General features: G+C 61.9%; 11 protein-coding genes. 7 read left to right on the top strand and 4 right to left on the bottom strand.

What is annotated here, in order from left to right; translation table 11 throughout:
• Nucleotides 1-463 precede the first annotated feature (463 nt).
• Complete coding sequence (locus ABEA12_RS01140; RefSeq protein ID WP_210101826.1) at nt 464-1,873, top strand: NAD(P)-binding domain-containing protein; 1,410 nt, start codon at nt 464-466, stop codon at nt 1,871-1,873.
• Between the two features lie 518 nt (nt 1,874-2,391).
• Here the strand turns inward: ABEA12_RS01140 and ABEA12_RS01145 are convergent.
• The 3 genes from ABEA12_RS01145 to ABEA12_RS01155 all read right to left on the bottom strand — a co-directional run bounded on the left by ABEA12_RS01145 (nt 2,392) and on the right by ABEA12_RS01155 (nt 4,970).
• Nucleotides 2,392-3,147, bottom strand: a complete 756-nt coding sequence (locus ABEA12_RS01145; protein ID WP_210101827.1) for a transglycosylase family protein — start codon at nt 3,145-3,147, stop codon at nt 2,392-2,394.
• A gap of 319 nt (nt 3,148-3,466) precedes the next feature.
• On the bottom strand, nt 3,467-4,156 hold the full coding sequence (locus ABEA12_RS01150; RefSeq protein WP_210101828.1) for a phosphonatase-like hydrolase: 690 nt from the start codon (nt 4,154-4,156) through the stop codon (nt 3,467-3,469).
• Entirely contained in the window at nt 4,149-4,970 is an 822-nt protein-coding gene (locus tag ABEA12_RS01155; RefSeq protein ID WP_210101829.1) for a GntR family transcriptional regulator, read from the bottom strand. The genes ABEA12_RS01150 and ABEA12_RS01155 overlap by 8 nt, the downstream gene beginning before the upstream one ends.
• Before the next feature lie 154 nt (nt 4,971-5,124).
• On the opposite strand from ABEA12_RS01155, the gene ABEA12_RS01160 reads away from it, so the two are divergent.
• From ABEA12_RS01160 to ABEA12_RS01185, 6 genes are all read left to right on the top strand, one after another.
• Nucleotides 5,125-6,327 carry a TIGR03364 family FAD-dependent oxidoreductase gene (locus ABEA12_RS01160; protein ID WP_210101830.1) on the top strand — a complete coding sequence of 401 codons (1,203 nt, stop codon included), beginning with the start codon at nt 5,125-5,127 and terminating at the stop codon, nt 6,325-6,327.
• Nucleotides 6,328-6,341: 14 nt separating this feature from the next.
• Nucleotides 6,342-7,250: a phosphate/phosphite/phosphonate ABC transporter substrate-binding protein gene (locus tag ABEA12_RS01165; RefSeq protein ID WP_210101831.1), complete on the top strand. Its 909-nt coding sequence runs from the start codon at nt 6,342-6,344 to the stop codon at nt 7,248-7,250.
• Nucleotides 7,250-8,059, top strand: a complete 810-nt coding sequence (locus ABEA12_RS01170) for a phosphonate ABC transporter ATP-binding protein (RefSeq protein WP_345465903.1) — start codon at nt 7,250-7,252, stop codon at nt 8,057-8,059. The genes ABEA12_RS01165 and ABEA12_RS01170 overlap by 1 nt, the downstream gene beginning before the upstream one ends.
• Entirely contained in the window at nt 8,056-8,874 is an 819-nt protein-coding gene (gene phnE / locus ABEA12_RS01175) for a phosphonate ABC transporter, permease protein PhnE (protein WP_210101832.1), read from the top strand. Before ABEA12_RS01170 ends, phnE begins: the two co-directional genes overlap by 4 nt.
• Before the next feature lie 69 nt (nt 8,875-8,943).
• Nucleotides 8,944-9,819, top strand: coding sequence for an EamA family transporter RarD (gene rarD / locus ABEA12_RS01180; protein WP_210101833.1), 876 nt, complete (start codon nt 8,944-8,946; stop codon nt 9,817-9,819).
• A 64-nt stretch (nt 9,820-9,883) separates the two neighbouring features.
• Nucleotides 9,884-10,996: a YihY/virulence factor BrkB family protein gene (locus ABEA12_RS01185; RefSeq protein WP_210101834.1), complete on the top strand. Its 1,113-nt coding sequence runs from the start codon at nt 9,884-9,886 to the stop codon at nt 10,994-10,996.
• A 13-nt stretch (nt 10,997-11,009) separates the two neighbouring features.
• On the opposite strand, the gene ABEA12_RS01190 is transcribed toward ABEA12_RS01185, so the two are convergent.
• Nucleotides 11,010-12,500, bottom strand: coding sequence for a TIGR01777 family oxidoreductase (locus tag ABEA12_RS01190; RefSeq protein WP_210101835.1), 1,491 nt, complete (start codon nt 12,498-12,500; stop codon nt 11,010-11,012).
• Between the last annotated feature and the right edge of the window lie 93 nt (nt 12,501-12,593).

Genomic DNA, 12,593 nt, shown 5'->3' on the forward strand with positions numbered 1-12,593 from the left:
CTAATGTCAATGTTGAAACCGTGACCTTGCTCGTTCTCCGCCCAACATACGGCGACCGCTCTCCGCCACTGCGCATGTTCCCCGTGGCGAGGCACCCAAGGTAACGATTTGGCACCATCGTTCCGGGGTTGCTCCAACGGGAGGAGATTTGACTGTTTGCCCCGGCCCTGCTGTTATGGGAATAGAACCAGTCCACCCATGAGGGGCCGAGCACTGGTTCGTTCGGAACCGCAACGACCGCTATCTGGCGGTCTTATTCTATTATTGCGATGACTCTCCCTTGACAGGGATTGAGGCCCGGGAGCAGTTGAACTTGCGGTGTTTGGAGAGTCTGGCCCTGAAATCCAGGAGCATCACGACCTCCACCTAGGAATGCACCTCCCGTCGTCGCCGCTTGTTGGCGCGGTCCCGAACTACTCTTGCCACGGGTATGTGAATCGGTCCTGGAGATGAGGAGAAAAGCATGAGCTTGCGAGTCGGAATCATTGGAGCCGGACCCAGCGGAATGGCCCAGTTGCGGGCATTCGAAGCCGCACGCGCAAAGGGCGCCGACATGCCCGAAATCGTTTGCTTTGAGAAGCAGTCCGACTGGGGCGGCCAGTGGAACTACACCTGGCACACCGGAATCGACGGTTCCGGTGAGTCCGCGCATTCATCGATGTACCGCCACTTGTGGTCCAACGGACCCAAGGAATGCCTCGAGTTCTCCGACTACACTTTCGATGAGCACTTCGGCCGGCCGATTTCATCGTTTCCGCCACGCGCGGTCCTCTTCGACTACATCTCCGGACGCGTCGAAAAATCCGACGTCCGCAAGTACATCCAGTTCAACACCGCAGTCCGCTGGGTCAACTACGACGAGTCAACCGAGGAGTTCACACTCTTTAGCCAAGACGTAAAGACCGGCGAGTCCACGTCCTATGTCTTTGACAAGCTGGTGGTCTCCACTGGCCACTTCTCCACCCCGAACATCCCAGAATTCGAAGGAATCAACACGTTCCCCGGCGAGGTCCTCCATGCCCATGATTTCCGCGGCGCCGAGCGCTTTGCCGGCAAGCACCTGCTGATGATCGGCTCCTCATACTCCGCCGAAGACATCGGCATGCAGGCCCACAAGATGGGTGCCGCTTCCATTACGCTGAGCTACCGCAGCGCACCCATGGGCTTCGATTGGCCCTCCAGCACCGTTGAGCGCCCGCTGGTCACCAGCTTCGAGGGTTCCACCGCACACTTCTCAGACGGCACCAGCGACGATTTCGACGCCGTCATCATGTGCACCGGCTATCTGCACAAGTACCCGTTCCTGTCCTCCGAACTAGCGGTGAACTCCCCCAACGTGCTTTACCCGGGGAACCTCTACAAGGGTGTCGTATGGCAGCAGAACACCAACCTGTTCTACCTCGGTGCACAGGACCAGTACTACACGTTCAACATGTTCGACGCACAAGCGTGGTTTGCGCGCGACGTGATGACGGGCAAGATCGCTCTTCCCTCAGAAGCGGAACGCGCCGCTGACATCCAGAGCTGGCTCGATGCCCAGGCAGCCATTCCGGACCACGACGGAGAAGCCGACTTCCAGACCGACTACGTTCGGAACTTGATCCAGGCGACCGACTACCCGGAATTCGACCTGGACGCCGTCGGCACGCTCTTCAAGGACTGGATGCGCCACAAGTCCGAAGACATCCTGGGCTATCGCGACAAGGCGCATCGTTCGGTGATCACCGGCACCATGGCCGAGACGCACCACACCCGCTGGATCAACGCCATGGACGATTCCCTTGAGCGCTTCCTCAACGGTCCGTCACAGAACATGAATACCCATGCGATGGCCACCTTGGATGCAGACGAAATCCTGAGCAAGGGCAAGTAGGCACCGGGAAAAAACTCGCACACCAAAAGTACGGGTCTCGTTCATCCTCCCATCCGGGAGCGGGAGCGGGACCCGTGCTGCTTCATCCCTGTCCGGCATCTTGAACCCAGCTACCCAGGTCTATCCACGCCGTTGGGCACCGAGACTGGTCCAGGCATGAAGAAATCCCTCGTAGCGGCAAAAGCGGTGTGCCGCCCTCATGGAGGGCCGGCTCCGGGTCTGCGCTTTCCGACGCAACCAGGCTGCAGCACTGCGCCTTCAACAACAAGCCGGGCGTGAGCTGGCTGGTGTTCGGGCCTGGAAACCAGTCGCCAGATCTTACGCCTTCGTTTGGCAAGACCGGGATTCGGTCACACCCCAGTCCCACCGCGGGCATAATCGCTGCCGCTGCTCCATGGTGCGGTGGTCGCGACAGTGCCCAGGGATGAAAAAGCAAGAGGGCTGTTCCATGGCCACCTTGGGGGGTTGACCATGAAACAGCCCTCTTGGCCGTTCGTCCGCTCTTGGGAGGGACCGGATTACTTGGTAGGCAGGCTCAGCGTCTGTCCAACGAAGATAACGTTGGCGTTAGGAACGACGTTCTGGTTCAGGGAGTACAGGCTCTGCCAGCTGCTCAGGCCCTGGGCCTGGGCAATCTTGAACATGGTGTCCCCTGACTTGACGGTGTAGTTCTTGCCCGAGTCCTTGACGTTCACGTTGATGGTCGGTGCCTTGGTTACCGGGGCAGCTGCGCGCTTGCCGCTGGAGGTGTAGCTCTTGGCCGGGACCGACTTGGTCTTGTACGTCTTGGCCGAGTTCGACTTGTAGGTCGAGGGCTTGTAGCTCGAGGACTTGTAGCTCGAGGACTTCGTCTTCTGCGGGGTAGCAGACTTCGTCGTCTTGGGAACGGGCTTGTAGCTCTTGGCCACCGATCCCTTGCCTCCGGAGAGCCCCAACTTGGAGGAGCATGCGGGCCATGCGCCCCAGCCCTGGCCAGCCTTGACGCGCTCGGCGACACGGATCTGCTCTGACTTGGAAGCGTTGGCGGCGCTTCCGCTACCGCCGAATGCCTTCCAGGTCGAGTTCGTAAACTGCAACCCGCCCTTGAAGCCGTTTCCGGTGTTGATGCCCCAGTTGCCGCCCGATTCGCACTGTGCCAGTGCGTCCCAAGTGCTCGTGTTGGCTGCCGATGCCGGTGCTACCGACATGGCCATGGCTCCCCCAGCCAAGGCGATGGCTGCAACGGTAGCCGCACCGAGGCGAATGCTTTTGTTCTTGGTGTTCTGCTGGATCATGTTTCTCCAGTGCCATCCTCCGCATAAGTCGTCCAGGACCATCGTAGCGGCGTCGTCCGGCGTCGCAATCGACGTTCGAGTGGCTACCGCCGTAATGGACAACGCTGGATATCCGGTGGTAGTTGTGACGTGTTCCGTAACCTGCTGTTATAGAAACGTTACTTGATGACCGTACGACACTACCCCGGGTCCAAGTCAAGCCGAACAAACAAACAATTTACATTGTCCCAAGTCAGACTTTGAAATAAAATTTTTCACGTATAAAACCGACCAAGGTCTCGAAATTCGACCACGAGGCGTCGTTACCAAAAAGAGACTCCTATTGGCTGACTAGTGTCAATCCAAGGACCTTGGGAAGGTCCTTGACGCCCTCGAGTACCCAGCTGTGTGGATGCTGTTCGAGAGCTTCGCGGCCAAGCGCCCCGGTGAGGACGCCTAACTCTTGGACGCCGGCGTTGTTGGCGGCTTTGAGGTCCACTACCGTATCTCCGCCAGCGATGACGTTGCGCACATCATGGACTCCGGTGGCTTCCATGACCCGGTGAATCATGTACGGAGCGGGCCTACCGGCTGCCACTTCATCACTGGTGACCACGGCATCGAGCAATTGCCCTTTACCGATCCCCCACCCTAGGGTTTCCAGGATCGGCGTCGCAACCCCACGTGAGAATCCAGTCGTTAGACCAACCTTGATGCCCCGGGACTTGAGAACCCGCAAGGCCTCCTCTGCTCCCGGCAAGGCAACGGGCGGATTTGCCTCATAGCGCAGGGCCAACAGTTGGCGAAAAATATCGAATTGCTTCGCCACAATCCTTGGATCCGACCTGATCCCCCCGAGCTCCATCAAGGCGGCGATGGCCTCGGCCTTGTCAGCGCCCATCCAGGCTTGCAGGTCCGCCCGATCAACACTGGCACCGGTCGCGGTGACCGCGTCCTCCAGAGCACGGTACACATCCCCGTGTTCGTCGACGGTGGTTCCTGCCATGTCCAAAACGACAAGTTCAATCATTGTTTTCTGCCTTACGTTGGTTGTTCTCATTCGGGTGACACAAGGGATCCGGACATGGGACGCGCACGAGGGCGGCCCCGGACTCTCGGGTGTTTTCGATGACGAAGTTCGCCAGCCGCGGCAGGTATCTGTCATCAGAGCATTCAAGGATGCGACCTCCCGCCCTGTAGGTCAGCCGGCACTCACGCAACAGCGATGAGCCCGCCGGCACTCCCAGAAGTCGGGCATCGGTGTCATCGGCGCCAACGGCATCGATCACATGCTTCCCCCTGGACAACTCGATGCCCAAGGATGACAAGTGGCCAAAGATCGAGCCGCTGTCAGTATCAAAATCAAATAGTGCATCACCTGCTTCCGCAATGAAATTGCTACGTTCGACCATGATCGGGGTTCCATCCAGCAGGCGCAGCCTCAAAACCTGGACGACCGGGGCCCCTGGTTCGATACGCATTTTTGCCGCCAGTTCCACACCGGCAGTGCGTCGCGCGATCTCCCAGGTTCGTTGTCCCGGCACTCGCTCCAGGGAATGGGCCCACTCCGAAAAGGACATGAAGGTAGCAAACGGTTGGGAAGGAACCGGGCGGGCCACCACCGGGGGCTTGCCACGCTTGCCCGCAATCAGTCCTTCGCTGCGCAGGCTGGCCAATGCCTGGCGCACCGTTCCCCTCGATACCCCGTTCTCGGTACACAACTGCGCTTCACTGGGCAGCGCCCTGCCCTCGGTCCATTCTCCCTGGGAGATCCTTTGGCGGAACAGGCAGCTCAGGCGCTGGTGGATGGGTTCACGGGTTATTGACGGCACGTACTTGAGCATACAAGTGGAAACATTGGCATTCCGGGGAATTTGGTGAACTGCAAATGAACAGGTCAACAACGGTTTATCGACAAAATGAACCGTTGATGAACTTGTCTGAACAAGTGCCGTTCCGGCTTGCGCCACTGGCTTCGAGACGGCAAGTATCAATGCCGTGAACATCTTCAAGACGAACCCCGAAGCCACCGAAGAACCGGTGGCAAGTACCGATGTCCTGGTTGTCGGCGCGGGCATCATCGGCCTGGCCCACGCAGCACTAGCCCAGCAGAGAGGCCTGAGCGTCACCGTCATCGACCGCGACCACCGTGCGGTGGGCGCCTCGGTGCGAAACTTCGGCCATGCCTGTATCACCGCCCAGCATGGTGAGCTCCACGACATGGCGCAGGCCGGCAGGAAGCACTGGCTCGCCTTCGCCGCCAAGGCCGGGTTCTGGGCCATTGAGTCCGGCGCCCTGGTGGTCGCCGCGACCGAGACCGAACTGCAATTGCTGCGCGAATTCTCCGCGTCCCGCCCAGCCGGACAAATCATGGTGTTGGATGCCGAGGCTGTCAGGGCCAAGCTCGGCCGCAGAAGCACCAAGGGCATCCTTGGCGGCGCATTCATGGCGGATGACCTGCGCGTGGACCCGCGCTCCACCGTCGGCAGCCTTGCCGCCTGGTTGAACACCCAAGGGAACGCCCAGGTGTCCTTCAATACAGCGGCGCTGGGCTTTGAACAGGACGGCGCGGGCAGCACCAAGGTACGCACCACCCGCGGCACCTTTATCGCGCAGCACGTATTCATCTGTGTCGGCCACGACGTGGACTACCTGTTCCCTGCATTGGCTGCCGAGCACCGGATCAAGCGTTGCGCCCTGCAGATGACGGCTGCTCCCGCGGCTGAGGGCAGCACCATCATCCCTGCCGTGCTCAGCGCAACTTCGATGCTGCGCTACGACGCCTTCACCCACCTGCCTTCGGCGAGCGCATTGCGTGCCCAACTGACCGAAGCCCGCCCCGACCTGCTAGAGATCGACGCAAACGTGATGTTCACCCAGCGCCCTGACGGCACCTTGCTGCTCGGCGACTCCCACTCCCACGACCTCACCCAGGACCCGTTCCTCGCCGAGCCGACGACGCAGTTGCTGTTGGGGGCCGCTGCCCAACTGCTCGATGTGGAGGGTTTCGCGACCTCAGAACGGTGGCAGGGCATCTATGCCTCCTCCGATGTCGCCCCGCTGCTAGTCAGTGACATCAGCGACTCGATCACGCTGGTCACGGTGACCAGCGGGATCGGCATGACCATCTCCTTCGGCCTGGCCGAGGCAAACCTCAACGCAATGCCCATCTCCCTACCCCACGCCACCCCCGCACGTTAAGGACCATCCACAGCATGAAACCCTCACGCACCCTCGCCCTGTCCGTGGCCGCCATTGCCGCGCTCTCCCTGACTGCTTGTTCGTCCCCCCAGGCCCCGGCACACGCCAACGGCTTCTGTCCCACCGGTGAATTGAAGTTCGGCATCGAACCCTTCGAAGACCCGTCCAAGCTCGAACCGGCCTATCAGGTCCTGGCCTCCGCCTTGGGTGAGGAACTTGACTGCTCCATCGAGGTCCAGGTCGTAGAGGACTATGCGGCCGAGGTGCTGTCCATGCGCAACGGCAAACTCGATCTGGGGCAGTTCGGCCCGATGGGCTACGTCTTCGCATCCACGAAGGCCAACGCAGAGCCGCTGGTGTCCTTCGGAACCGCAGATGGAAAAATCTCCTCCTACACCGCAGGCATCTGGGTACCGGTGCATTCCGGCATCCGATCCATCGGGGATCTTCACGGCAAGGACCTTGCCCTTGGCTCGGTCGGTTCCACCAGCGGGGATGTGCTGCCCCGATATGGGCTGAAGGAGGCGGGGATCTCCGAGGACGAGTTGAGCATGAACTACGCAGGCGGGCACCCCGAGGCGCTCCTGGCCCTGGCCAACGGTACTGTCGATGCAGCCCAGATCAACTCCCAGACCTTGGCCAGCGCCCAGGAATCCGGTCACTTCGACAAGTCCGGCTTCCGACAGATCTGGCAGAGCGAATCCATCCCCAATGACCCGATCACGGTCTCGGCCGATGCCGCCCCGGAGTTCAAGGCAGCGGTGAAGGACGCCTTGCTGAACCTGGCCCCGGGCGACATCGAGGCCGTCGGCAAGTTCCTTGACGTCACACCGGCCGGCCCGCTGATCGAAGTCAGCAAGGACACCTACGCCCCGCTCTTCGACCTCGCCCACACCATGGGCCTGACGGAAAAGGACATCTAATGAGCACCATGCACCTTCCGCTGCCCCGATTGGTCCCTGCCCACGGTTCCGGGAAGCCGATCCTTCAGGTGGAAAACCTCACCAAGTCCTTTGCCGGGCGCACCGTGCTCGATGGGGTCGGCTTCACCCTGGCACGCGGTTCCGTCGTTGCCTTCCTGGGTGCGAACGGCTCGGGCAAATCCACGACCCTGAAGTGCGTCATGGGACTGGAGTCCCCCGACGCCGGATCCATCAGGTTGGACGGGACCGAGCTGACCGCCTTGCGCGGTTCCGGGTTGGCTCGGGCACGGGCCCCAATGGCCATGGTGTTCCAGAAGATCCACCTGGTACCGCGTCGCACCGCGCTGGAAAACGTTTGCGCCGGAGCCCTTGGGCGATACGGCGGTGCCGCTTCGATCAGCCCGATGTTCTTCCCTCGCGAGCTGAAGGAGGAAGCGATGGCTGCCCTGGCCCGGGTCGGGATGTCGGACCGTGCCCACGAAAAGGCCGGCAGGCTCTCCGGCGGCCAGGCCCAACGCGTGGCGGTAGCCCGCGCCCTGTGCCAGCGCGCCAGCGTCCTGCTGGCCGACGAGCCAGTTTCTGCCCTTGACCCGCGGGCCGCCGAGGAAGTCATGGCACTGTTGGCCCAACTCGCCCACGAGGAAAACCTGGCGGTTGCCGCGGTGCTGCACCAGCCTGACCTGGCACTGCGCCACGCCGATGAGGTCATTGGGCTGGTCAATGGCCGCATCGAATACGCCGGGGACATCTCCGGGCTGGACACATCCATGCAGAGGCGCCTCTACACACCGAATCGAGCAGCTGCATGAACACGTCGGCCCCCACCCTCGTGGTCCCCAAGATCCCGAACTCCCGATGGCGGATCACTTCGATCGCCACCCCCATCGCGGTGTTCCTCATCCTGCACGTCTTCGCCTTCCGCGGCACCGAATTCGAACTCGGGGCGCTGGCATCCGGCGCCGAGGGCATGGCCGCCTTCCTCTCCGATGCCTTCCCACCGGATCTTCACTGGGACTCCGTGCTGTCCCCCGCTCTCGAAGCCACCATCGTGACGTTGTGGATCGGTTTGCTCGGCACCACGCTCTCGATCCCCAGCGCGCTGCTGCTGGCGGTGCTCGCCTCGCGCTCCACTACCCCGCACCGGATCACCTACCAGCTCTCGCGTGCCGTCCTGTCATTCTTCCGTGCGGTTCCCGACATTGTCTTCGCCCTGGTTTTCGTTACGGCCGTCGGGCTTGGTCCCTTTGCCGGGGTGCTCGCGTTGATTTGCCACAACACCGGTGTCATGGGCAAGCTGTGGGCCGAGTCGATGGAGGAAACCGACTCCGGTCCTCAGCAGGCGTTGGCCGCCTCCGGGGCATCACGCCTGCAACAGGTCACCCATGCCGCGTTGCCTATGGTGTTGGGCCAGTTCGTTGGTTTGCTGCTCTACCGCTTCGACGTGAACGTGCGCTCCTCGCTGGTGCTCGGGCTGGTCGGGGCAGGCGGCATCGGGTTGCTGATCAACCAGTCCATAAAGTCCTTCCAGTTCGATGCGATGCTCACCCAGATCATGGTGGTCCTGGTCCTGATCATCCTGGTCGATTGGCTTTCCTCCTTCGTGCGTCGCAGGCTCGAAGTCTGATGCGGACCCCGTTCCCGGCTCGACTAGACTAAAAATCCCAGTCAGTCGAGAAGAGCCGGAGCGTCATCGATGAATCGCGGCGTCCTTGCCTCGCTTATTGCCTCAGCACTGTTCGCCACCATTTTCCTTGTCTCCGGTTCCCTAAGCGGCATCGGGCACCCTGAAGTCTTCGGGTGGCGGGTGGTGTTGACGCTACTGATCGTCGCCCCGGTCTACGCCATCGTTCCGGCCCGCCGGGCTCAAATGATTTCGCTGCTTGGGCGCATCAAGGCCAGGCCTGGCCTGCTCTTCTACGGTGTCATCGCCAGTTTGCTGGTCGGTGTCCAACTCTGGCTGTTCATGTACGCACCGATGAACGGTTACGCCTTGGCGACATCCCTTGGCTATTTCCTGCTCCCGCTGTTCATGGTGGCGGTGGGGCGTATGGCATTTTCCGAGCGGCTCTCCCAAGGACAGAAGATCGCCGTGGGGCTGGCAGCGATCGGTGTCGGTCACCAGCTGATCTTTGCCGGCGGCCTAGCGTGGCCCACCCTAGTGATTTGCCTCGGGTATCCGCTCTACTTCGTTGCCAGACGCCGGGCTCGTTTTGAATCCAATGCCGCTTTCACCTTGGAAATCCTGTTCCTGGCCCCGTTGGCCGTCTACTTCATTCTCACCGGCGTGCAGCTTCCTGGCGGCGAAACGCCGGGAAGGCAGATACTGTCGATACTCGCCATCGGCGTATTGGGTGCGTTGGCCATGTTCCTTTACCTGGGGGCCGCATCGGTGCTTTCCCTCTCGGTTTTCGGATTGCTCAGCTACGTCGAACCGATCCTGCTGCTGGTTGCCGCGGTGATGATGGGGGAACATCTTTTTGCCAGGGACGCGTTCACCTACGTACCGATCATCCTGGCCCTTGTCCTGCTGGCCGCCGACGCGTTCCGGGCCTCACGTTCCTTGCGCTGAGTGTGCGGAGCCGTAAGGTAGAAAAGAACCGAGCCCCACTTGCAGAAAGAAGGTGACTTCCCTCGTGGAGAAGGCACAACACGGCGACTCAAAGCTACGCAAGGATTCACATCTTTATGCCCTGAAAAGAACGGTCCGTGAGTTTTTGCGCGACAAGGTCACCGACCTGGCCGCCACACTGACATACTACGCCGTGCTTTCGCTGGTCCCCGGACTGCTGGCCATACTCTCGATACTCTCGCTGATCAGTGCCGGGCCCGAGGCCAGGGAACTGATGGTGGACACCCTCACCCAGGTCGGCACCAAGGAACTCGGCGATACCGCCGAAGGCCTGTTGAAGCAACTCGGTGAGAGAACAGGCGCAGGATGGACGCTGGTGCTTGGCTTGCTCGGCGCCTTGTGGTCCGCATCGGCTTACGTGGGCGCGTTCGGCAGGGCGCAGAACCGCACCTATGCCATCGATGAAGGCCGCCCGATTTGGAAGCTGCGGCCACAGATGTACCTGCTGACGCTGGTCATCGTGTGCCTGGTGGTGCTGGCCATCGCAATCCTGGTGCTCTCCGGTCCCATCGCCAAGGGAATCGGGGACATCCTGGGGCTCGGCGATGCAACACTGCAGGTGTGGAACATTGCCAAGTGGCCGGTCCTGCTGCTGATCGCCGTGTTGGCCATCGCCTTGCTCTACCACTTCACCCCGAACATCCGCAAGCCGAAATTCCGCTGGATCTCGGCTGGGTCCCTGGGTGCCCTGGTGGTCCTGGGGCTGAGCACCGCGGGCTTCTTCTACTACGTCGCAAACTTCGGAAAATACCAAAGCGCCTACGGTGCCCTGGCCGGGGTCATCATCCTGCTGCTTTGGATCTGGCTGGCCAATATCTCCTTGCTGCTGGGAGCCGAACTCGATGCGGAGCTCGAGCGCGCCAGGGAACTGCGACAGGGACTGGCCGTGGAAGACACATTGGCCCTGCCTGCGCGGGACGAGAGCGGAATCGTCAAGGCCAAGATCTCACTGCTCGATGACCATGACGACGCCCGCGCACTGCGGGTGCGGGCCGGCGGGGACGCGCATCCGGACGTTGATCATACCGGTCCCGGTATCCCATGGGGCCTGCTGGCCGGCGCATTGGGCGCCATCGGAGCCTACGTGACCGGCAGACGGCACGGTTCCGGCAGCTAGCCCCGGCCGAGACCTAGCAGTGGCCCAGCACGTGGCGAAGAGCTGATTCCAGGTCCGCCTGGCGGAACCGGTAGCCGCTTTCTTCGATCTTCGTGCTAGAGACCCGTTGGTCGGCAAAGGCCAGTTCCTCGGCGCCCTGCTTGCCCAAAAGAAGCTTGGGCCCAAAAGCCGGGACCGGAAGAAGCGCGGGGCGGCGCACCACCTTGCCAAGCGTCTTGGCATACCCCTTGGCTTGCACCGGTGTTGGCGCCACGGCGTTCACCGCTCCAGCCAACGTGTCGGTGAACAACGCGTGTCCGTAGATCCCTACGACGTCGTCAATGCCGATCCAAGACTGCCAGGCCTCCGAGCCAAGCGGACCGCCCAGGCCAAGGGCGTAGAGCGGCAACATCTGCTGCAAGATGCCGCCGGCTGGGGACTGGACCAGTCCGGTGCGCACATTCACCACGCGCACACCGGCCTCGGCGGCCGGAGCGCAGGCATCCTCCCAGGCTTGGCAGACCCCGGCCAGGAAATCGGTTCCGGGTGCCGAGTCTTCCTCGAGGAGTGTCCCGTTGGCGGACCCGGACGGGTTCGCGCCGTAGATGCCGATCGCCGAGGCCACGATGTAGCTGCGCTTTTTTCCGTCTTCAGCCAGGGCTGCCAGTGTCCGGGCCAGCAATCCGGTGCCAAGCACCCGGGAAGAGAGGATCTTTTCCTTGGTGTCGTCGGTGAACCGTCCGCCAATGGTGTGCCCGGCAAGATTCACCACGGCGTCCACCCCACGCAGCTCCTCGGCATCAAGGACCCCGCGCCCCGGATCCCAGAAAACCATGTCTTGGCCGTTGGCCTGCTCGCGGTTGCGGACCAGCCGCTTGATCCGGTGGCCTCCGCCCCCCAGCAGCGCACAGAGCTGGGTGCCGATCATCCCCGAGGCCCCGGCCACGGCAATCGTCATTGCCCGACCCGGATACCCGGCATGGAATGCCAGGTCCGCCCGGATCATCCGTTCCCGGTAACGGAACACCTGGAGAAGCTGCTGTTTCAGGGCACGCTCCATTGCCTCGCGTGGTTGCTTCCATGGCAGTCGCTTGACCACCGGCAACTCAAATTCCACCACGTCACGCATGGTTGTTCCCGGGAGGTCCGCATTCGAATCGTCGGCGAAGAAATGCTGGTGCTCCCACCGTGCCAAGGGGCCCGATTCCATGATGTCGGTGAAGTCGTGTCCCGGGTTCAAGGAAATGTGCTTGGCATGCCAAGGGACTTCGGCCCGCACCCAACTCGGCAGCCCCACCGCGGCCGAGGCCGTTCCGACCGCAGCGGCCAGCCCGGTGCCCAGGGTCCCGGGCGCAGCGATCGACAAGACGGCGCGCGAGCCCACGGCCAGCCCGTCGTCCGGCTCCTGTGTGATGCTTCCGATGAAAGGCGCCGTGAGCCGGGTCAGCGCCCCGGGCCGGGCGAACCAGCGAAAAACGGTTTCACGTGGATAGGGCAGTTGTGTCGTGTATTCAAAGATAGCCATAGCTTGGCCTTTCTGGGCGTGCAATGCGGTCTCTGCCACCAACACTAGGCGAACCGGACTTTTTCGTGCGCGTCCGCCATCGTGCCGTTTCAC

This window comes from Paeniglutamicibacter antarcticus, from assembly GCF_039544305.1.
Taxonomy (GTDB): domain Bacteria; phylum Actinomycetota; class Actinomycetes; order Actinomycetales; family Micrococcaceae; genus Paeniglutamicibacter; species Paeniglutamicibacter antarcticus_C.

What these genes read in the sequence shown, in the direction of transcription:
- ABEA12_RS01140 (WP_210101826.1), top strand. Translation starts at nt 464, where the DNA reads ATGAGCTTGCGAGTCGGAATCATTGGAGCCGGACCCAGCGGAATGGCC.
- ABEA12_RS01145 (WP_210101827.1), bottom strand. Translation starts at nt 3,147, where the DNA reads ATGATCCAGCAGAACACCAAGAACAAAAGCATTCGCCTCGGTGCGGCT.
- ABEA12_RS01150 (WP_210101828.1), bottom strand. Translation starts at nt 4,156, where the DNA reads ATGATTGAACTTGTCGTTTTGGACATGGCAGGAACCACCGTCGACGAA.
- ABEA12_RS01155 (WP_210101829.1), bottom strand. Translation starts at nt 4,970, where the DNA reads ATGCTCAAGTACGTGCCGTCAATAACCCGTGAACCCATCCACCAGCGC.
- ABEA12_RS01165 (WP_210101831.1), top strand. Translation starts at nt 6,342, where the DNA reads ATGAAACCCTCACGCACCCTCGCCCTGTCCGTGGCCGCCATTGCCGCG.
- ABEA12_RS01170 (WP_345465903.1), top strand. Translation starts at nt 7,250, where the DNA reads ATGAGCACCATGCACCTTCCGCTGCCCCGATTGGTCCCTGCCCACGGT.
- phnE (WP_210101832.1), top strand. Translation starts at nt 8,056, where the DNA reads ATGAACACGTCGGCCCCCACCCTCGTGGTCCCCAAGATCCCGAACTCC.
- rarD (WP_210101833.1), top strand. Translation starts at nt 8,944, where the DNA reads ATGAATCGCGGCGTCCTTGCCTCGCTTATTGCCTCAGCACTGTTCGCC.
- ABEA12_RS01190 (WP_210101835.1), bottom strand. Translation starts at nt 12,500, where the DNA reads ATGGCTATCTTTGAATACACGACACAACTGCCCTATCCACGTGAAACC.